Source organism: Roseateles sp. YR242 (assembly GCF_900109745.1).
In the GTDB taxonomy this organism is placed as follows: domain Bacteria; phylum Pseudomonadota; class Gammaproteobacteria; order Burkholderiales; family Burkholderiaceae_C; genus Roseateles.
In genome coordinates this window covers 311,645-329,721 of sequence record NZ_FOAV01000003.1, presented here as the reverse complement: position 1 = coordinate 329,721, position 18,077 = coordinate 311,645, and the positions used below count along the sequence as shown (strand labels likewise).

18 protein-coding genes are annotated in these 18,077 nt (G+C 64.9%); 12 read left to right on the top strand and 6 right to left on the bottom strand.

Annotation, left to right across the window (positions count from 1 at the left end; genetic code table 11):
* Window positions 1-85 precede the first annotated feature (85 nt).
* Both BMY53_RS08640 and BMY53_RS08635 read right to left on the bottom strand, forming a co-directional pair.
* Entirely contained in the window at window positions 86-673 is a 588-nt protein-coding gene (locus BMY53_RS08640; protein ID WP_092945595.1) for a TetR/AcrR family transcriptional regulator, read from the bottom strand.
* Window positions 674-839: 166 nt separating this feature from the next.
* Window positions 840-1,517, bottom strand: coding sequence for a PEP-CTERM sorting domain-containing protein (locus BMY53_RS08635; protein WP_092945593.1), 678 nt, complete (start codon window positions 1,515-1,517; stop codon window positions 840-842).
* Window positions 1,518-1,791: 274 nt separating this feature from the next.
* Between BMY53_RS08635 and BMY53_RS08630 the strand changes: the two genes are divergently transcribed.
* On the top strand, window positions 1,792-3,567 hold the full coding sequence (locus tag BMY53_RS08630; protein WP_255370093.1) for an oleate hydratase: 1,776 nt from the start codon (window positions 1,792-1,794) through the stop codon (window positions 3,565-3,567).
* 19 nt (window positions 3,568-3,586) lie between these two features.
* Here the strand turns inward: BMY53_RS08630 and BMY53_RS08625 are convergent, their stop codons facing one another.
* Window positions 3,587-4,282 (bottom strand): GntR family transcriptional regulator, encoded by a 696-nt coding sequence (locus BMY53_RS08625; RefSeq protein WP_092945591.1) that lies wholly within the window; start codon window positions 4,280-4,282, stop codon window positions 3,587-3,589.
* A 123-nt stretch (window positions 4,283-4,405) separates the two neighbouring features.
* On the opposite strand from BMY53_RS08625, the gene pruA reads away from it, so the two are divergent.
* From pruA to BMY53_RS08580, 9 genes are all read left to right on the top strand, one after another.
* On the top strand, window positions 4,406-6,055 hold the full coding sequence (gene pruA / locus BMY53_RS08620; protein WP_092945589.1) for an L-glutamate gamma-semialdehyde dehydrogenase: 1,650 nt from the start codon (window positions 4,406-4,408) through the stop codon (window positions 6,053-6,055).
* 48 nt (window positions 6,056-6,103) lie between these two features.
* Window positions 6,104-7,204, top strand: coding sequence for an ABC transporter substrate-binding protein (locus BMY53_RS08615; RefSeq protein WP_092945587.1), 1,101 nt, complete (start codon window positions 6,104-6,106; stop codon window positions 7,202-7,204).
* Window positions 7,205-7,299: 95 nt separating this feature from the next.
* Window positions 7,300-8,208 (top strand): branched-chain amino acid ABC transporter permease, encoded by a 909-nt coding sequence (locus tag BMY53_RS08610; protein ID WP_092945585.1) that lies wholly within the window; start codon window positions 7,300-7,302, stop codon window positions 8,206-8,208.
* Entirely contained in the window at window positions 8,201-9,088 is an 888-nt protein-coding gene (locus BMY53_RS08605) for a branched-chain amino acid ABC transporter permease (RefSeq protein WP_092945583.1), read from the top strand. Before BMY53_RS08610 ends, BMY53_RS08605 begins: the two co-directional genes overlap by 8 nt.
* Window positions 9,085-9,876 carry an ABC transporter ATP-binding protein gene (locus BMY53_RS08600; protein ID WP_255370092.1) on the top strand — a complete coding sequence of 264 codons (792 nt, stop codon included), beginning with the start codon at window positions 9,085-9,087 and terminating at the stop codon, window positions 9,874-9,876. Before BMY53_RS08605 ends, BMY53_RS08600 begins: the two co-directional genes overlap by 4 nt.
* Before the next feature lie 14 nt (window positions 9,877-9,890).
* Window positions 9,891-10,610 (top strand): ABC transporter ATP-binding protein, encoded by a 720-nt coding sequence (locus BMY53_RS08595; protein ID WP_092945944.1) that lies wholly within the window; start codon window positions 9,891-9,893, stop codon window positions 10,608-10,610.
* 83 nt (window positions 10,611-10,693) lie between these two features.
* Entirely contained in the window at window positions 10,694-11,719 is a 1,026-nt protein-coding gene (locus BMY53_RS08590; RefSeq protein ID WP_092945581.1) for a porin, read from the top strand.
* Window positions 11,720-11,997: 278 nt separating this feature from the next.
* On the top strand, window positions 11,998-12,309 hold the full coding sequence (locus BMY53_RS08585; protein WP_092945579.1) for a hypothetical protein: 312 nt from the start codon (window positions 11,998-12,000) through the stop codon (window positions 12,307-12,309).
* A 327-nt stretch (window positions 12,310-12,636) separates the two neighbouring features.
* Window positions 12,637-14,508, top strand: coding sequence for a phosphoenolpyruvate carboxykinase (GTP) (locus BMY53_RS08580; protein WP_092945577.1), 1,872 nt, complete (start codon window positions 12,637-12,639; stop codon window positions 14,506-14,508).
* A 217-nt stretch (window positions 14,509-14,725) separates the two neighbouring features.
* On the opposite strand, the gene BMY53_RS08575 is transcribed toward BMY53_RS08580, so the two are convergent.
* Entirely contained in the window at window positions 14,726-14,968 is a 243-nt protein-coding gene (locus BMY53_RS08575; RefSeq protein ID WP_092945575.1) for a hypothetical protein, read from the bottom strand.
* Between the two features lie 191 nt (window positions 14,969-15,159).
* Between BMY53_RS08575 and BMY53_RS26175 the strand changes: the two genes are divergently transcribed.
* Window positions 15,160-15,999 (top strand): UPF0149 family protein, encoded by an 840-nt coding sequence (locus BMY53_RS26175; protein WP_092945942.1) that lies wholly within the window; start codon window positions 15,160-15,162, stop codon window positions 15,997-15,999.
* On the opposite strand, the gene BMY53_RS08565 is transcribed toward BMY53_RS26175, so the two are convergent.
* Window positions 16,000-16,836 carry a metallophosphoesterase gene (locus tag BMY53_RS08565; RefSeq protein ID WP_092945940.1) on the bottom strand — a complete coding sequence of 279 codons (837 nt, stop codon included), beginning with the start codon at window positions 16,834-16,836 and terminating at the stop codon, window positions 16,000-16,002.
* Between the two features lie 237 nt (window positions 16,837-17,073).
* On the opposite strand from BMY53_RS08565, the gene BMY53_RS08560 reads away from it, so the two are divergent.
* Window positions 17,074-17,496 carry a universal stress protein gene (locus BMY53_RS08560; protein WP_092945573.1) on the top strand — a complete coding sequence of 141 codons (423 nt, stop codon included), beginning with the start codon at window positions 17,074-17,076 and terminating at the stop codon, window positions 17,494-17,496.
* A gap of 119 nt (window positions 17,497-17,615) precedes the next feature.
* Here the strand turns inward: BMY53_RS08560 and BMY53_RS08555 are convergent, their stop codons facing one another.
* Window positions 17,616-17,837 (bottom strand): hypothetical protein, encoded by a 222-nt coding sequence (locus tag BMY53_RS08555; protein ID WP_092945571.1) that lies wholly within the window; start codon window positions 17,835-17,837, stop codon window positions 17,616-17,618.
* Between the last annotated feature and the right edge of the window lie 240 nt (window positions 17,838-18,077).

Here is an 18,077-nt window from a genome sequence, read left to right as displayed (position 1 = left end):
GTGGAACTCCAGGATACGATCTACTAGTAGGTAGGTTGTGGGCGTCAAAGAATAGCGGCCAAGGCCGCCACAGGAAATGAGAGATTCAGGCCGCCTGAGTCAGCTTGCCGATGGCGGGTTGCACGATGGCCGCGAAGGCCTTGGGGTCGGCCAAGGCACGTGCCACCAGCATGGCCCCGTGAACGACGGCCAGGAAGGCCCGGGCCGATTGCGCCGGGCTGTCTGTGAGGTGCAAGCGGCCTTGTGCGGCGCCGCGTGCCAGCACGCCCGCGAGCCAGTCAGTCAGGGCCTGGAAGTGGCCACGGACCTCGGCGGCGACCTCCTCCGGAATGGTCGGCATCTCGGTGGCCAGCATCGCGCAGATGCAAAAGGGTGACTCACCGCTGGTGATGCACCCGGCCCAATAGGCGGTGTAGGCATTGAGCTCCGCCACCGGGTCGTTGAGCTGGCGCTGCAGGGAGGCCAACCCTTCGGTCGCGTCCTCCCGGTAAAACATGACCACGGTCTTTACCAATGCTTCCTTGCTGGGGAAGTGATGATGAATGCTGGCCTTGGTGATGTTGACCCGCTCGGCCAGGTCGGCATAGCTGAAGCTGTTGTAGCCGCCGTTGACCAGCAACTGGCGGGTAAAGCCAACAATCTGGGCGGCCTTGGGGGACAGGTCTGGAAGCATCAGGGGGCGGGGTCATCTCGACACTCGAATGGGTTAGCAATCTACTAGTTGGTAGGCTATGCGTCAAGGGGCCGAATGAACCCGATGACGCAAATGCCTGGGAACCCCTGCATAACTCTCGCGGCCGAGGTGACCCCGTACGACGAAGGCTCCTGTTGCCGATCATTCAGGCCGCACGCCGCCGCCGTGCCATGCCGCCTACCAACACCACCCCGGCCAGCAGAAGCACATAGCTTGCCGGCTCCGGCACCACGGCGAGGGACCAGACACCGCCGAGTTCGCCGGCCTGGGCCGTCACGCTGCCGATACTGCTGTAGTAGGAATAAGCCCTGAGATCCAGGCTGCTGCCGGTGTTGGACGAGGAGAGATTGAAGAACTCCTGCGCGATGGGCACCTGTGAGTAGCGGTCGAGCCAGATGTTCCAGGTGGTGGGCAGGCCGTTGGCATCGAATGACCCGACGTTGAAGTTGCCCGTGTATTCATAGCAGCCCCCGGGCGGAAAGCATCCCGATTCCGGCAACGGTGTCGACAGCGAGAGCAGGTTGGCCGGCCCACCGCCCCAGATGGAAATCTTGTAGGAAATGATGTCGCTTTCCGTCGCGCTGCCCGACAGTTGACTCCAGGAGTAGAACTCGATGCGGAGTTGCGCGGGCACATCCCATTCATTGGTACCAGGTGCGCGATCGGACACGGAGTGGACGTTGAACACGTCAGACATGAACGTGTACTGGTACCACTCCGCCCGGGCGGGGCCACCCAGCGCCAGGAGCATCAGGCCGAGCAGCGTGGCCAGCCAGACGCGCAAGCGCGCCAGCCCAGACGAGTGAAGGTCGGTGTTTGACATGTGACTCTCCCTGCTGCCGTCACAGCGCGCTGCATGCGCGCTTCAGTGCGGGCGCCCGGAAGAATAGGAAACGGCGGCGGGCGAATCCAGAACGGGGTGGCATGGATTCGAGTGACACGTCACCGACTCAATGCTTGCGCAAGGTCAACCCTCGACCGGTTTAGAGGCTGGCATCAACAAGTTGGTCAGGGCATCGCCCTACAGTGGAAAAGTCGGCCACGGCGCCTGCGCACGACGGTTGCCATGGCTCTTCAGTCTCTTCACTACAGGGTTCATGCACATGCACTACAGCAGCGGAAACTACGAGGCGTTCGTCCGCCCGCGAAAGCCAGCGGGTGTCGAGAGCAAGACGGCGTGGTTCGTCGGCTCGGGCCTGGCGTCGCTGGCGGGAGCCGCCTTCCTCATCCGGGATGGACACATGGCGGGGGACCGCATCACCGTGCTGGAGGAACTGACACTTCCCGGTGGTGCCCTGGATGGACTCAAGGAGCCTGAAAAGGGCTTTGTGATCCGCGGCGGGCGGGAAATGGAGTCGCACTTCGAGTGCCTGTGGGACCTCTTCCGGTCGATCCCCTCCCTGGAGATCGACGGGGCCAGTGTGCTGGACGAGTTCTATTGGCTCAACAAGAGCGACCCCAATTTCTCGCTGCAGCGCGCGACCCAGAACCAGGGGCAGGACGTGCCGGACAAGGCCCTTCTGACGCTGGATGACGACGCCCAGAAAGACCTGCTGCGGCTGTTCTTTGCCACCCGGGAGGAGATGGAGAACAAGCGCATCAACGAGGTATTGGGGCCTCGCTTTCTGGCCAGCAACTTCTGGCTGTACTGGCGCACCATGTTCGCCTTCGAGGAGTGGCACTCCGCGCTGGAGATGAAGCTCTACCTGCATCGCTTCATCCACCACATCCAAGGCCTGGCGGACTTCTCCACCCTGAAGTTCACCCGCTACAACCAGTACGAATCGCTCGTGCTGCCGTTGGTCACCTGGCTCCAGGTGCAGGGCGTCCAGTTCCGCTATGGGGTGGAGGTCACGGACGTTGACTTCGACATCCGCGAGGGGCGCAAGCAGGCCACGCGCCTTCACTGGAAGGTGGATGGCGAAGCCGGCGGTGTGGACCTCGGGCCGGACGACCTGGCGTTCTTCACGATCGGCTCACTGACCGAGAACTCGGACAACGGGGACCATCACACCCCGGCCGCGCTGAAGACCGGCCCGGCGCCCGCCTGGGACCTTTGGCGGCGCATCGCGGCCCAGGACGCCGCCTTCGGCCGGCCGGATGTTTTCGGGGCACACATCCCTGAAACGAAGTGGCAGTCGGCCACCATCACGACGCTGGATGACCGCATCCCGGCGTACATCCGGCGCATCACCAAGCGCGATCCCTTCAGCGGCAAGGTGGTGAGTGGCGGCATCGTCACCGTCAAGGATTCGGCGTGGCTGTGCAGTTGGACGGTGAACCGTCAACCCCACTTCAAACAGCAGCCGAAGGATCAGGTGGTGTGCTGGTTCTATTCGCTGTTTGTCGAAAGGCCGGGGGACTACGTCAAGAAGCCGATGCAGGACTGCACGGGCGAGGAGATCACACAGGAATGGCTCTACCACCTGGGCGTGCCGGAGGACGAGATCCCGGCGCTGGCCGCCACGGGCGCCAAGACCGTGCCGGTGATGATGCCCTACATCACCGCTTTCTTCATGCCGCGGCAGGCCGGTGACCGTCCGGATGTGGTGCCCAGCGGAGCCACCAACTTTGCGTTCATCGGGCAGTTTGCCGAGACCAAGGAACGGGACTGCATCTTCACCACCGAATACTCGGTGCGCACGGCGATGGAGGCCGTGTACACGTTGCTGGACGTGGAGCGAGGTGTGCCGGAGGTCTTCAACTCGACCTATGACGTGCGCACGCTGCTGGCGGCGGTGAAGCCGCTGCGCGATGGAAAGGGCATCGACATCCCGGGGCCGGCATTCATCAGGCACATGCTGATGAAGAAGCTGGAGGGGACGGAGATTGCTGCCCTGTTGCGGGAGTACCAACTGGTGGATGGGGAGTGAGGTGCGCCGGCGGCGGCCTTCAAACCGCCGCCGATGGCATGGCCCCTCTGAGGCTCAGGCTGCTGATGGCACCGATGCGCGCACTGGCCATCAGCTCCTTCTTGGTATCGAGGATGTGCACTTCCAGCAGCGCCGCGACACCGTCCGCATCGCCGGCGCGTGCAGCCTCAACAATGCGGAAGTGGTCCTCTTGCGGCTTGTCCTTGCCTGTGGCGCGCGACATCGCCACATGGGTGTAGCGATCGGTGTTCAGGCAGAACTCCTCGATCAGCCGCAACAGGCGCTGGTTGTTGGCAGGCGCAGACAACGCACGGTGGAAGCGGCGGTTGTGCTCGGCCCACTCCGGAATGGTCTTGGACTCGGAATAAGCCTTCAGGATGGACTCCATCGCGATGAAGTCCCGCTCAACCATGTTGGGCACCGCCAGCCGCGCAGCGTGGCACTCCAGCGCCACGCGGATGTCCAGCATCTCGCAGATCTGCTCCACGCTCATGCCCGCCACCACCGCACCGCGGTTGAGCTGGTGAGCGATCAGCCCTTCGGCTTCCAGCTGCCGCAGCGCCTCGCGCACGGGGATGCGGCTGGCGCTGAAACGTTCGGCCAGGGCGTCCTGGCGCAGCGGCGTACCGGCGGCCAGTACGCCGCTCAGGATGTCTTCCCGCAACCGGTCGCGGATGTCCTCGTGCAGCGCCTTCGAGTCCTTCTTGGGTGGCATGGGTTGTCTCGTCTGCGTGTTGTGGCGTCGCCGCGTCGTTTCCTCGTCCGCGGGTAAAGCCCATTGTCCAACAGAATTCATTTTGCTTAGGATTGGATCCAATCAACCAACGATCATATTCAAATGGCGGTTCAAGGGATTCAACCTCAGTGGGGACAGCCGCAGTACGTGGCGCACAACGAAGCCGTGCTGGCCTATGCGCCGGGCAGCGCTGAGCGGGATGCTCTGCGTCAAGCGCTGGGCCGCCAGGCCGAACAGACGGTGGATCTGCCACTGGTCATCGGGGGTCAGGCGGTCCATACCCAGACTCAGGTTGAGGTGGTCTGCCCCCACGCGCATCAGCGCGTTCTGGCCCGTGCCGCCCAGGCCGGCCGGGACGAGGCGCAGGCCGCCATCGCCGCGTCATCCGCTGCAGCAGGGGACTGGGCCCAGTGGTCGCTGGAGGCGCGCAGCCGCGTGTTCCTGAAGGCCGCGGAGTTGCTGGCCGGCCCCTGGCGCCAGCGTCTCAACGCGGCCACCATGCTTGGGCAGAGCAAGACGGCCGTGCAGGCAGAAATCGATGCGGCCTGCGAGCTGATCGACTTCCTGCGCTTCAACGTGCAATTCGCCCAGGAGATTGCCGCGCAGCAGCCGCAGTCGAGCACTGGCATGCGCAACAGCACCGACTATCGGCCGCTCGAGGGCTTCGTCTACGCGGTCACGCCCTTCAACTTCACCGCCATTGGCGGCAATCTGGCCATCGCGCCGGCCCTCATGGGCAACACGGTGATCTGGAAGCCTTCGACCACGGCGGTGCTGTCCAACTACCTGTTCATGGAGCTGCTGCAGGAGGCCGGCCTGCCGCCTGGCGTCATCAACTTCCTGCCCGGTGATGCGCAGGCCATCAGCGCGGAACTGCTGACCAGCCCCCGACTGGCAGGCATCCACTTCACGGGCTCCACCGCCGTGTTCGACCAGCTCTGGCAGCAGACAGCACAGAACCTCTCTCGCTACCGTGCCTATCCACGCCTGGTGGGCGAGACCGGCGGCAAAGACTTCGTGCTGGCTCATGCGTCGGCCGACGTCGACGCGTTGTGCGTGGCGCTGCTGCGCGGCGCCTACGAGTACCAGGGCCAGAAGTGCAGTGCCGCCTCGCGTGCCTACGTGCCAGCCTCGCTGTGGCCGCAGGTCAAAACGCAGCTGTTGGACCTGATTGCCACGCTTCGCATGGGCGATGTGAGCGATTTCAGCAACTTCATGGGTGCTGTGATCGACCGCCGTGCCTTCACGCGGCTCTCCCGCGCCATCGCCAGCGCCCGGGAGGACAGCGGCACCCGCGTGCTGACGAGCGCACAACCCGACGACCGCGTGGGCTACTTCGTGCCGCCGACGCTGATCGAGGTGACCGACCCAGGCCATGCGCTGATGAGCGAGGAGCTGTTCGGCCCCGTGCTGGCCGTGCATGTCTACGCCGATGCGCAATGGTCGGAGTTGCTGCGGACCGTTGATGCCACCAGCCCCTATGCGCTGACCGGCGCGGTCTTCGCCCAGGACCGTGCAGCGTTGGCCGAGGCTGATGCCGCCCTGCGCAACGCCGCCGGCAATTTCTATGTCAATGACAAACCCACCGGTGCCGTCGTTGGCCAGCAGCCCTTCGGCGGCGCGCGCCGCAGCGGCACCAACGACAAGGCAGGCTCGGCGCTGAACCTGCTGCGCTGGGTGTCGCCCCGCACCATCAAGGAAACGCTGGTGCCTCCGATCGACTACCGCTACGCCCATATGGCTGCGGCCTGAGCCTTGGCCCCGTTTCACTGCTCGCTTCCCCCAACAAGGAGATCCCCGATGAGTTCTCGACGCCTGTTTGTCTCCAGTCTGATCCTCGCCGCCGCGCTGCCGGTGCATGCGCAGGACACTATCAACATGGGGGCCGTGCTGTCCCTCACCGGCTCCAACGCCACTGTCGGTGAAGACGTGCGCCGCGCCGTTGTGCTGGCGGCCGAGAAGGTCAACGCCTCCGGCGGCGTACTGGGCAAGAAGTTCAACGTCATCATCGAAGACTCGGGCGGCAATGCGACCACCGCACTCAACGCCGCGCGCAAGCTCGTCAGCGTTGACAAGGTGCCTGTGGTCATCGGCGAGTACAGCTCCGGCATCACCTTGCCCATGGCGCAGTACCTGGTGAAGGAGGGCGTGACCCACTTCAACATCGCCAGTACCAGCATCAAGATCCGCGATCTCGGTGGCAGCGCCTTCAACCTGATCGGCCTCGAGAACCTCGGCAACAAGTTCTCCGCCGCTGACGCCTGGAGCCTGGGCTACCGCAAAGTGGCCGTGATGGCACCCAACAATGCCTACGGCCAGGGCGTGGCGCATGGCTTCCGCGAGGAGTTCACGAAACTGGGGGGCCAGATCGTCAGCGAGCTGCTGTACACGCAGGGCCAGAGCACTTACCGCCGCGAGCTGCAGCAGATGTCCCGTGCCGAACCGGATGCCTACATCTACACCGCCTACGGCCAGGAGTCTGCCGTGCTGAACCGCGAAGCCATGGAGCTGGGCCTGCGTGCCAAGCCCTGGTATGCCATCTTGCTCAGCATGAGCCTGTCTGACACGCCAGCCGACATTGCCAAGGGCCAACTGGGCATGGAGGTCGGCAATGTCTCGGGCGAGGCGGGCCGCGCCTACCTGGCCGCGTTCAACGCCAAATACAAGGAAGGCACCAAGACCTCCTACACCGGCTATGCCTATGACGCCGTGCTGCTGACCGCCGCCGCCATCAACAAGGCCAAGTCCACCGAGCCTGCCGCCATCCAGGCGGCGTTGAAGGAGCTGGGCAAAGGCGGCTATGTGGGCGTCACCGGACCCATCGTTTTCGATGCCGACCGCCAGCGCATCGACCCGCCCTACGCCAAGCTGAAGTACGACGGAAAAGTGGTTCCCCGCTGACCGTCGCGCTGCCGCGCTGATCCTCCCCAAGACCAACCTACCCCGCTGGGCGCCTGCCTGGCGGGTTGGGCCTGGTCATGCCTGCAGTTCCTCCTATGTTGCAATTTCTCATCGACACGCTGTTGCGTGCCTCCGACCTGGCGCTTGTCGCGCTCGGCCTGAGCATGGTCTACGGCCTGGTCAAGTTCCCCAATATTGCCCATGTGCAGTACGCGATGCTGGGCGCCTACCTCAGCTTCGGGCTGCGCGATGCCGGCCTGACGCTGGTGCCGGCCATCGCCGTTGCCTGCGTGCTGACCGGCGCCCTGACACTGCTGTTGCATCTGCTGGTGTTCCGACGCCTGCTGCGCTCGGGCCCGGCCATCACCATGATTGGATCGCTGGCCGTGGCCATGCTGATCGTTGCAGTCATGCAGGGTGTCGCCGGCTCATTCCCGCGCATGTTCAACCTGCCGGTGACCGCGCCGTGGCGGCTGAGCGGCGCCATGCTGACACCGCTGCAGGCCACCACCCTGAGCGTCAGCCTGCTGGTGTTGACCGTCTTTTGCATTGTGCTGTTCCACACCCGCATGGGTCGTGCGCTGCGGGCACTGTCGAGCAATGCGCCATTGGCCGCGGCCTCGGGGCTGAATGCCGAAGGGCTGACCCGGGGTGTTGCCTTCGTCAGCGGCGCGGTCGCGGCGCTCGGTGGCGCCATGCTGGCCCTGTCCAGCGGCGCGCACATCAATCTGGGCCACGACTTGCTGCTGCCGGTGTTTGCTGCCGCCATCCTGGGCGGCTTGGGCAACCCCATCGGCGCGGTGGCCGGCGCACTGCTGATCGCGCTCACCGAGACGGCCGTCACCAACATCAACTTCGGCCCGTTGCTGGGTTGGTTCGGCGGCGGGGACGCCATGGCGTTCATGCCGGTCTCCTACATCAGCGCGGCCTCTTTCCTGATCCTGCTGCTGGCGCTGCTGTTCAAGCCCTACGGCCTGTTCGACCGTGAGGTGCGTCGTGTTTGATTTCCTCATCTCCTCCTTCACCATCGCAGGCATCTACGGCCTGATGGCACTCGGCCTGAACCTGCAGGCGGGCTGCGCGGGGCTGCTCAACTTCGGCCACATCGCCTTCGCCGGCCTGGGGGCCTACGCGACCGGCATGGCGGTCCAGGCGGGCTACCCGCCGCTCGCCGGCGCGGCGCTGGGCATCGGGCTGGCCTGCGGCCTGGGCTGGCTGATGGCCCGCCTGGGGCGCCAGCTCGCGTCGGACTATTGGGGCATCGCCACACTGGCCATCGCCGAAATCCTCCGCACGGTCGCCACCAACGAAGCTGGGTTGACCGGCGGTGCGCAAGGGATCAGCGCGATTCCCTCGTTATTCGATCACTGGCAGCGGCCCTGGGACGCGGTGGGTTTCCTGATCGTCGTCGCCGTGCTGCTCGGGCTGGCCGCCTGGGCCTTCACCCGCGTCGCCGACGGCCGTTTCGGCCGCGCACTGCGCCTGATGCGCGAGGAGCCCGCGCTGGCGCGCTGCATGGGTTATGACCTCCGTTCGCTGAAGACGCGGGCCATCGTCGCCGGTGCCGCGCTGACGGCCATGGCCGGCTCGCTCTATGCCCACTACATGAGCTTTGTCGGCCCTGACTGCCTGCTGGCCGCCGAGACCTTCATGCTGTGGACCATGCTGATGATCGGTGGCCTGGGCAACACCGTGGGCGTGCTCGTCGGCGTGCTGCTTGTGCAGGCGGCCTATGCGGCCGTGCCTTTTGCCAAGGACTATTTCCAGCTCAGTTCCGACCTGTCCGGCGCGCTGCGGCTGGGCCTGATCGGTCTGATCCTGCTCGTCTGCCTGATGTGGCGCAGCGAAGGCCTGGTCAAAGAACAACTGCGCAAGATCCCATGATGACGAGCCCCTCTCCATCCATCCTCCAGGTACGTTCGCTGGCCAAGGCATTCGGTGGCAACCTCGTGCTGCAGGATGTCAGTTTCGACGTCCAGCCCGGCGAGATCGTCGGCCTGCTGGGCCCCAATGGCTCCGGCAAAAGCACGCTGCTCAACACCATCACCGGCTTTGAGGCCATCGATGCCGGCGAGGTCCTGCTGCAAGGCCGGTCCATCGGTCGGCTGCCGGCCCATCGCATCGTCGCCGAGGGTGTCGGGCGTACGTTCCAACTGCCCTCGATGCCGACCAAGATGTCCGTGATCGAGGTCGCGATGGCGGCAGCCATCGCGCATCACGGCTTCTGGGGCACCCTGCTCGGGACTCGCGCAGCCGCCGAGGCCGAAGCCCAATCCCGCGCCAAGGCCCAAGCCTTGCTGGACGAACTGTTGTTGACGCCGGTGCGCGACCTGCCGGCTTCGACGCTGTCGGGCGGCCAGAGGAAGCTGCTGGGCATCGTGTGCGCGCTGATGGGCGAGCCGCGTCTGCTGATGCTGGACGAGCCCACCGCTGGCGTGCATCCCAATCTGCGCAACGACATCGTCAATGCACTCAAGCGCCTGAATGGGCAGGGCATGACGCTGGTGGTCGTGGAGCACGACATGCATTTCATCCGCGAGCTCTGCACCCGCTGCGTGGTGCTAGACCGTGGCCACATCGTGGCCAGCTGCGCGCCGGCGGAGCTGGCGCAGAACGAACGTGTGCTGCAGGCCTATCTGGGCGGTGGTGACAAGCACAAGGAGACCGTGTGATGAGCACCCAAGACATGATCGTCGTTGACGAGGCGGTGGCCGGCTACACCCCCGACGTCGACATCCTGCGCGGCATGAGCGTGCGGGCGAGGCAGGACGAGATCGTGACCTTGCTGGGCCCCAATGGCTGCGGCAAGAGCACCCTGTTGAAGACCATTGCGGGCTACCTCACGCCACGTAGCGGCCGCGTGTTGCTCGAAGGGCAGGACGTGTCGAGCCTGCCGGTGCACCGCAAGATCCAGCAGACCGGACTGGGCTTCGTGCCGCAGACCGAGAACGTGTTCACGTCGCTGAGCATCCGGGAGAACCTTCAGGTCGGTGGCCACCACCTGCCGGAGCGCGCGGTGCGCGAGCGGATGGAGGAGCTGTGCCAGCACTACCCGGTGCTCAAGCGCAAGTTCAAGGACCCGGCCGCGTCCATGTCGGGCGGCGAGCGGCAGATCTTGGCGCTGGCGCGGGCGCTGATGCCACGTCCGCGCATGCTGTTGCTGGACGAACCCTCGGCAGGGCTCTCGCCCAAGATGCTGGCGGAGGTCTTCGAGGCGGTGCAGCAGATCCGCGACCACGAGGGCGTCTGCATCCTGATGGTGGAGCAGAACGCCATGGAGGCGTTGCGCATCTCCGACCGTGCCTACGTGCTCTCCATGGGCCGTGTTGCGTTGACCGGCCGTGCTGCGGACTTGATGGACGACCCGCAGGTGCGTGAGCTGTATCTGGGCGGTCGCGCCGCCTGACTCCGCGCTACCTGCCCGGCACCGCCCGCGGTGGCGGCCGCCCTTTTTCTCCCGTGTTTCCTTTCAACAACCAGGACTCAAAGATGAAGAACCGTCTCAAGCGCAGTGCCCTGATTGCCGCCACGCTGCTCTGTGCCGCGCTGTCAGCCGCGGCGCAGACCTCCACGACCAATGTGACCCTCTATGGCCTGCTGGACCTCTACGGTCAGTACGGCAAGGGCAACGCCAACAGCTTCGCCCTGCAGTCCGGCGGCCTGAGCGGCTCACGGCTGGGTGTGCGCGGCAACGAGGATCTGGGCGGTGGCCTGTCTGCCTTCTTCACCATGGAGCATGGCGTCGCCGCGGATACCGGCACCGTCACGCAGGGCGGCGTGTTCTGGGGGCGCCAGCTTTTCGTCGGGCTGGGCAGCAAGGACTGGGGCGCCGTGATGTTGGGCCGCCCTTACACGCCGCATTTCTTCGCCAGCGTGGCCAATGACATATTCGGGACCGGTGCCGGCAGCGGTTACGCCAGCGGCGTGCTGACCACCATCTTCCGTGCCGACAACGCGGTCACCTATGAGCTGCCCAAGATCGCCGGCACGGTGACCGGCTCGATCATGCAGACAGCGGGTGAGGGCGGCATCAAGTCCAGCAGTGGCCACTTGCGTTATGCGGACGGCCCTCTGGCCGTCAGTGCGGCCTACTTGCAAAGGGCGACGGCTGAGAAGCTCAAGGTCGTCACGCTTGCGGGCAGCTACGACTTCGACGTCGTCAAGTTCGTGGTGGGTTGGCAGGACGTGAAGAACCTGACTGGTGCAGTGGGTGCGCGCGACGATCGCCGGGAATTCTGGCTGCAGGCGGCCGTGCCGGTCAGTGTGTCGGGCACCGTGCAGCTGGGCGTGGCCGACGCCAAGGCGCGCGGCGTGTCGGGCAAGGATGCAAGCCAGTGGTCGGCAGCCTACGTGCATGCCCTGTCAAAGCGCACCAGCCTGTACACCACCTACAGCAAGATCGAGAACCAGACCGCGACCGCATACACGACCTCGGCTGCCACCGGCACAGGCCCGGCCGTGTCGGCAGGCGTGGATGCGAGTGCGCTGACCGTGGGCATCCGGCACAGCTTCTGAGCCCCACCGGCGCATCGGCTGTTGTTGAGCAAGATTTCGGAACACCGACGGAGGGCTGTGGGGGTCCGCTGAGTGCCCGGTGTTTCGCTTGCGGGGCCTATGTGCTTCAAGGGCAAGCGGCCAAGGCCCTGTGGGCTGCCCATCGCCTCGGGTGACTGGCGCATGTGCGTCAGCGTATCCCAAGGTGCTGGCTGTGCGCCGGGCCATCTTGGATACGATGCGCCCATGCTCCGACACTCCCTTCGGAGCATTCCTCCAATGCCGCCATGAGCGCCGCCATGAGCTCTCCCATCTGCTACCTCACCATCGACCTCTCCGACGGCTCTGACGACATCCTCACCGTGGAAGCCATGGCTTCGACACGCGACACGCAGCACGGCGCGGTGATGACGGAGGTTGATCTCCTGCGCGCTTGGGCCCGCCGCGAATTTTCAGGCCGCCAAGGCCCCGTGGAAGACGGTCACGACTGGGACGACGAATTGCTGGTTCAGCGCGAGGCCGACGGCTGGGTCACCGTGACGCTGACCTTCAGCGCATCACCCGCGTTCGCCCAGGCGTTCATGACCGCTTTCGGCGACACCGAGGACTAACCGGGTCCTGCGTCCCGGCGCTGCCGGCGACCTGAGTCTCTCTACCGTCGGCATGGCGCCGATGACGCCGACCACCGGGCACCCAGCCCATGACACCGGTACCGCTTTCCAATCCGCATCAATGTATGCACCAAGCGCATAACCTCACCCGTCGAGTTACGGCGTGATTACATTGCCTGCATAGCCATCCTCATCGCTAACCATGGTGCGCGGCATTGGGTCAGCGTCGCGGGTTCTCCTCTGAAAAACGGTAGTCGGCCGTTGCAACGAGGCGTTCCCCCGGCGCTGACCCAATCCCGCTTTTCATATCCTCAGATTGGAAACTCCATGAACCGACCCGTGATGGAAGGGCTGCGCCTGAACGCACCCGCTTATGTGAAACACCAGCGCCTGATCGCCTGGGTGGCGGAGATCGCCGTCCTGACCGAGGCCAAGGACGTCTACTGGTGCGACGGCAGCCAGGACGAATACGACCGCCTCTGCCAGCAACTGGTGGATGCCGGCACCTTCCAGAAGCTCAACCCCGCCAAGCGCCCCAAGAGCTACCTGGCCTGGAGCGATCCGAGCGATGTGGCCCGCGTGGAAGACCGCACTTTCATCTGCACCGACCGCAAGGAAGACGCGGGCCCCACCAACAACTGGATGGCGCCGAAGGAGATGCGCACGCTGCTGCAGACCGGGGACAACGCCCTGTTCAAGGGCGCCATGCGCGGCCGCACCCTGTATGTGGTGCCGTTCAGCATGGGCCCGATCGGCTCGCCCATTGCGCACATTGGGGTGGAGCTTTCCGACAGCCCTTACGTGGCCGTCAACATGCGCATCATGACCCGTATGGGCCGCGCCGTGCTGGACGTGCTGGGTGACGACGGCGAGTTCGTGCCTTGTGTGCATACGGTCGGCGCGCCGCTGGAAGCCGGCCAGGCCGATGTGAAGTGGCCTTGCAACAAGACCAAGTACATCGTCCATTACCCCGGCTCCCGCGAAATCTGGTCCTACGGCTCCGGGTACGGCGGCAACGCCTTACTGGGCAAGAAGTGCTTTGCGCTGCGCATTGCCTCCACCATGGGCCGGGACCAGGGTTGGCTGGCCGAACACATGCTGATCCTGGGCGTGACCTCGCCCGAGGGCAAGAAGCAGCACGTGGCGGCCGCCTTCCCCAGCGCCTGCGGCAAGACCAACTTCGCCATGCTGATCCCGCCCCAAGGCTTCGAAGGCTGGAAGGTCACCACCATCGGTGATGACATCGCCTGGATCAAGCCCGGCCCGGATGGCCGTCTCTATGCCATCAACCCGGAAGCGGGCTACTTTGGTGTGGCCCCGGGCACCAACGTGCAGACCAACCCGAACTGCATGGCCAGCCTGAACAAGGACGTGATCTTCACCAACGTGGCGCTGACCGACGACGGCGACATCTGGTGGGAAGGCATGACCGCCACACCGCCCGAGCACCTGGTGGACTGGCAAGGCAATGACTGGACGCCCGAGATCGCCAAGGCCACGGGCGCCAAGGCGGCTCACCCGAACGCTCGCTTCACCGTCTCCGCCGTCAACAACCCCGCGCTGGATGCCGACTGGGACAACCCGGCCGGTGTACCCATCGATGCGTTCATCTTCGGTGGCCGCCGCTCCACCACCGTCCCCCTGGTGACCGAAGCCCGCGACTGGGTGGAAGGGGTCTACATGGCCGCCACCATGGGCTCCGAAACCACCGCCGCCGCTGCCGGCCAGCAAGGTGTGGTGCGCCGCGACCCCTTCGCCATGCTGCCCTTCATGGGCTACAACATGAGCGACTACTTCCAGCACTGGCTGGCCCTGGGCGCCAAGCTGACGCAGGCCGGCGCCAAGCTGCCCAAGATCTTCTGCGTGAACTGGTTCCGCAAGGGCGCGGACGGCAAGTTCGTCTGGCCAGGTTATGGCGAGAACATGCGCGTGCTGAAGTGGATGCTGGAACGGGTGCAAGGCGAGGGCCAGGGCGTGGAACATGCGTTCGGCACCAGCCCGCGTTATGAAGACCTGAACTGGCAGGGTCTGGCCTTCACGCCCGAACAGTTCCATACCGTGACGCACATCTCGGACAGCGACTGGGCTGCGGAACTCAAGCTGCACGACGAACTGTTTGCCCAACTGGCTCACAACCTCCCGGCGGAACTCCCTGCCACCAAGGTCCGCATTGAAACCCGCCTCGCTGCCCAGCGCTGAGCTTGGCCAGCTGCTGCTTTTTGCAGCAGCCGTGCACTGGGTGACGCCCTAAAAGCAGCCCTAAAAGCACCCGCAAAAGCAAAGCCCGCCATGCTTTCACATGGCGGGCTTTTTTAATCTGGCAGATACCAGCAAGCAGCGGTGGCAACAACCGGCACAAGAGCCGGTACTCACATCACAACACCGTTGTCCCGCTGCGGACCGGTATCAGGGCTTCTTAGCCGTTGCGGCGGGCGTAGGCAGCGCGCAGTTCAGCAGCGAAGGAGGGCATGCTCTCTTCATACTGGGCAGCCAGGGACAGCAGCTCGCGCTCCGAACGGGCGATGCGGGCGGCTTCCAGGCGGGCCTTGATGTTGCTGATGCTGCGGGCCCAGACACGGGCACCGATGGTGGCAAACGTGCCGCCGCGACGAACCGTGCGGCTAACGGGCAGACCGAAGGTTTGGGTAGCGACGCTCATGGCGATTTCCTTTTTAGTAGCGATGGCTCTGTAGAACCAACGGAACGAAGTTTAGGGTTAACCCTAGACGGCCCGCCAATGATCAGTTGGAATCGACTCCATAAGCCGCGTGAATGCCACGTGAACTTGTACCGGCCGCCGGCGCTGCCCGTGGGCGACCTGCCGTCGGCAATCACGGCGACAATTGCCCCATGAGCATTGCCCACGACCTTTCTGACGCCGAGTTCAACGAACTCGACGACCTTCTCGCCGCCACCCCGGAGCCGTTGCAGGCGCTGGACACGTCCATGCTGGACGGTTACCTGTGCGGCGTGCTGGTGCAGCCCCGCCTGATTCCCATCGAGGAATGGCTGCCGCCGATCTTCGATTACGAGGGCCACGCGCTGCCCGACGACGTGGACCCGGCCTGGCTGGCCCGGATCCGCGGCCTGGTGGAGCGCCGATACGCCTCCCTCAACCAGAGCATGTTGGAGCAGGGCTGGTTCTACCCAGTGGTGCTGGATCTGGAAGCGGAAGCTGCTGCGCAAGCCGAGGCTGATGCTGAAGGCGCTGAGTCGGCACAAACGCCTGCGGCTGCCGAAAATTCAGCGGAAGTCCCAGCGGAGGTCCCAGCGGAAGTCTCAGCGGAAGAGGCGGCCGAAGGTGCCCTGGCGATTCCGACGGACCCCATCACCCGCACCCTGCTGCCATGGGTGGGCGGTTTCGAATACGCCGCGGTGACCTTCCCCGACCTGCATGAGCAGGCCGACGACAACATCAACGCGCTGCTGGCCCGCCTCTATCGCCATCTGCCGGTGGAAACACCGGAAGAGCAGGAAGTGGTGGACACGCTCAACCGCGAGCACCCGCTCAAGGACCTGGATGACGCCATCGAGGACCTGGTGCTCAGCGTGGTGGACCTGCAATCCGCCACCGAGACCCAGCGCTTCCACGTGGAGCAGGTGCGTCGGGACGTGCCCAAGCTGGGCCGTAACGACCCTTGCCACTGCGGATCAGGCAAGAAGTTCAAGCAGTGCCACGGCGCTGCCTGATCAGATCTCGATCACCAGCCCCGGCCGGTAATCTTCCTGCTCACCCTTCCTGGCATACCCCAGCGGGTTGGCCACCACCCGGCAGCGGTGCACGCCGCCGCTCTCGGTGGGGGTCTCCACGACATAGTCGTTCATGCAGTGCAGATGCCCATGCATCCACAGGTCGGTGAGCGGGAACAGCTCATCAAGCGCATTGCAGAACCCCGCCGTGCCCGGCACCAGCCCGTAGCGCGGATCCGCGCTGCGCAGGCTCGGTGCAAAGTGGGTCACCACCGCCGTCTTGCCTTCAAAGGGGGTGGCGAGCTGCTCGCGTAGCCAGGCCTGGCAATCCAGCGCCATTTCTCGCAGGTCTTCCGCCAGCAGTAAACGCCCATCACGCAGCGTGGAGTACTTGCGGAGGTAGTAGTTGGCCGCCCGAAAGGCCTTGCCCCTTGCGGCCAGTTGCTGGGTCGGGGTGCTCAGTTCGGCGGCCAGGGCATCAAAGTCGGTCCACAAGGTGGTGCCGAGGAAGCGCACGCCGTTGATGACCAGCGTCTCCCGGTCCAGCCAATCAATGCCCAAATCCTCGCAGGTGCGGCGCAGCCGGTCGTAGGTGGCGCTGTATTCGAGCCCGTCGAATTCGTGGTTGCCCGGCACATACACCACGCGGGGCCAGGCCGCCTCGGCGCGCTTCGGTGAGAAACGGCCCAGCCCGAAGTCGTCGGTCACCAGTTGCGAACCCGTCTGGTACGAACCGACATCCCCCGCCAGCACCAGCAAGTCGATGTCGGGCACGGCGACGGACACCACATCGGTCTGGCGTTCCAGGTGGAGGTCTGAAATCAGTTGCAGGCGCACGGCTGGGTAGGGCTTGGAACGGCGGAGAGGCGGATTCTCCCCCAGCAGCGAGCCCAGGGCGGCGGCCACGGCACCAACTCCCGGCGCGCCGGCAGCGCCAGTCCGCTTCAGGGCCGTGCGCAAACTTGCGCCTTGTCATTCCGCAGAGATTTGTGGGCCAATCCCTGGTTTTTGCGAGGTACCGATGTGCCACACTCAATCCAAGCCGTCCCACGGCGTCCTTGGAAGGCATTCGCGATGAAGATCCTTGTGGCCGTTGATGGCAGTGTCTACAGCAAGCGCATGCTGGCTTATCTGTCGGCGCACGACGAGTGGCTGGGTAGCGCCCACGACTACACCGTGGTGCACGTGGTTCCCGCCGTACCCCCCCGCGCCGCAGCGGTGCTGGACAAGGCCGTGCTGGCGGATTACTACAGCGATGAATCGGAAAAGGTGCTCAAGCCCATCCGCACATTCATGGACAAACGAGGCATCAGCGCCAAGTACGTCATCAAGACCGGCCATGCCTCGGAAGCCATTACCGCCGTCGCCGCCAAGGGCCGGTTCGACCTGCTCATGATGGGCTCCCACGGGCACAGCGCCCTGGGCAAACTGGTGCTGGGGTCGGTTGCCACCAAGGTGATGGTCAGTTGTGACGTGCCGGTGCTGCTGGTGCGCTGACTTTCGAGACGACCCGCCTCGCGCGCGCCGTCAGGCGAGTGAGGCGACTGAAGCGAGCAAAGCGACAGCCGCTCGAAGCCGCCGTTCCCGCTGAGGGATCAGCGGCAGCGCCAGCTCCATCAACTGCGGCGAGCCGTCATCCAGGACAGCGGTGATTCGATCGCCGTCGCAGGCGCAGACTGTGATTCCAGCCCGTAGTCGCTGCGGCGGAAGTCCTCATATTCGCTGGCATCACCGAAGCTCGCTTCCATGCCGAACGCCGTCCCCATGTCGGCGGGTTCCGGTTCGTGATGGTCAGGGCTGTTGCGGCGGAACAGGCGCAGGGCGGAGGCGATTCCCATGATGGACCTCGTCGAAAAGCACGGGGTGGATGCCCGGCACCATGTCTCGTGGGCGCCGTTGCTATGCCACAGTGTGAGCGAAGTTGTCTTCAGGCAAATCCCCACTTTGGGTGGCGCAGACAAAGACGTTCACAAATCCACACAAATTGGCGCAGCTCTGCGACAGGGTGCAGCCAAATAACCACTCAACCCACTTTGGTAGGATCCCCCCCACCTCCGGGGCTCACTATGCTTCGGCAC

Excerpts from the sequence above, each read along its gene's own strand:
- BMY53_RS08630 (WP_255370093.1), top strand. The coding sequence starts at position 1,792 with ATGCACATGCACTACAGCAGCGGAAACTACGAGGCGTTCGTCCGCCCG.
- BMY53_RS08585 (WP_092945579.1), top strand. The coding sequence starts at position 11,998 with ATGAGCTCTCCCATCTGCTACCTCACCATCGACCTCTCCGACGGCTCT.
- BMY53_RS08555 (WP_092945571.1), bottom strand. The coding sequence starts at position 17,837 with ATGGGAATCGCCTCCGCCCTGCGCCTGTTCCGCCGCAACAGCCCTGAC.
- BMY53_RS08580 (WP_092945577.1), top strand. The coding sequence starts at position 12,637 with ATGAACCGACCCGTGATGGAAGGGCTGCGCCTGAACGCACCCGCTTAT.
- BMY53_RS26175 (WP_092945942.1), top strand. The coding sequence starts at position 15,160 with ATGAGCATTGCCCACGACCTTTCTGACGCCGAGTTCAACGAACTCGAC.
- BMY53_RS08635 (WP_092945593.1), bottom strand. The coding sequence starts at position 1,517 with ATGTCAAACACCGACCTTCACTCGTCTGGGCTGGCGCGCTTGCGCGTC.
- pruA (WP_092945589.1), top strand. The coding sequence starts at position 4,406 with ATGGCGGTTCAAGGGATTCAACCTCAGTGGGGACAGCCGCAGTACGTG.
- BMY53_RS08640 (WP_092945595.1), bottom strand. The coding sequence starts at position 673 with ATGCTTCCAGACCTGTCCCCCAAGGCCGCCCAGATTGTTGGCTTTACC.
- BMY53_RS08560 (WP_092945573.1), top strand. The coding sequence starts at position 17,074 with ATGAAGATCCTTGTGGCCGTTGATGGCAGTGTCTACAGCAAGCGCATG.
- BMY53_RS08575 (WP_092945575.1), bottom strand. The coding sequence starts at position 14,968 with ATGAGCGTCGCTACCCAAACCTTCGGTCTGCCCGTTAGCCGCACGGTT.
- BMY53_RS08590 (WP_092945581.1), top strand. The coding sequence starts at position 10,694 with ATGAAGAACCGTCTCAAGCGCAGTGCCCTGATTGCCGCCACGCTGCTC.
- BMY53_RS08595 (WP_092945944.1), top strand. The coding sequence starts at position 9,891 with ATGATCGTCGTTGACGAGGCGGTGGCCGGCTACACCCCCGACGTCGAC.
- BMY53_RS08625 (WP_092945591.1), bottom strand. The coding sequence starts at position 4,282 with ATGCCACCCAAGAAGGACTCGAAGGCGCTGCACGAGGACATCCGCGAC.
- BMY53_RS08610 (WP_092945585.1), top strand. The coding sequence starts at position 7,300 with ATGTTGCAATTTCTCATCGACACGCTGTTGCGTGCCTCCGACCTGGCG.
- BMY53_RS08600 (WP_255370092.1), top strand. The coding sequence starts at position 9,085 with ATGATGACGAGCCCCTCTCCATCCATCCTCCAGGTACGTTCGCTGGCC.
- BMY53_RS08615 (WP_092945587.1), top strand. The coding sequence starts at position 6,104 with ATGAGTTCTCGACGCCTGTTTGTCTCCAGTCTGATCCTCGCCGCCGCG.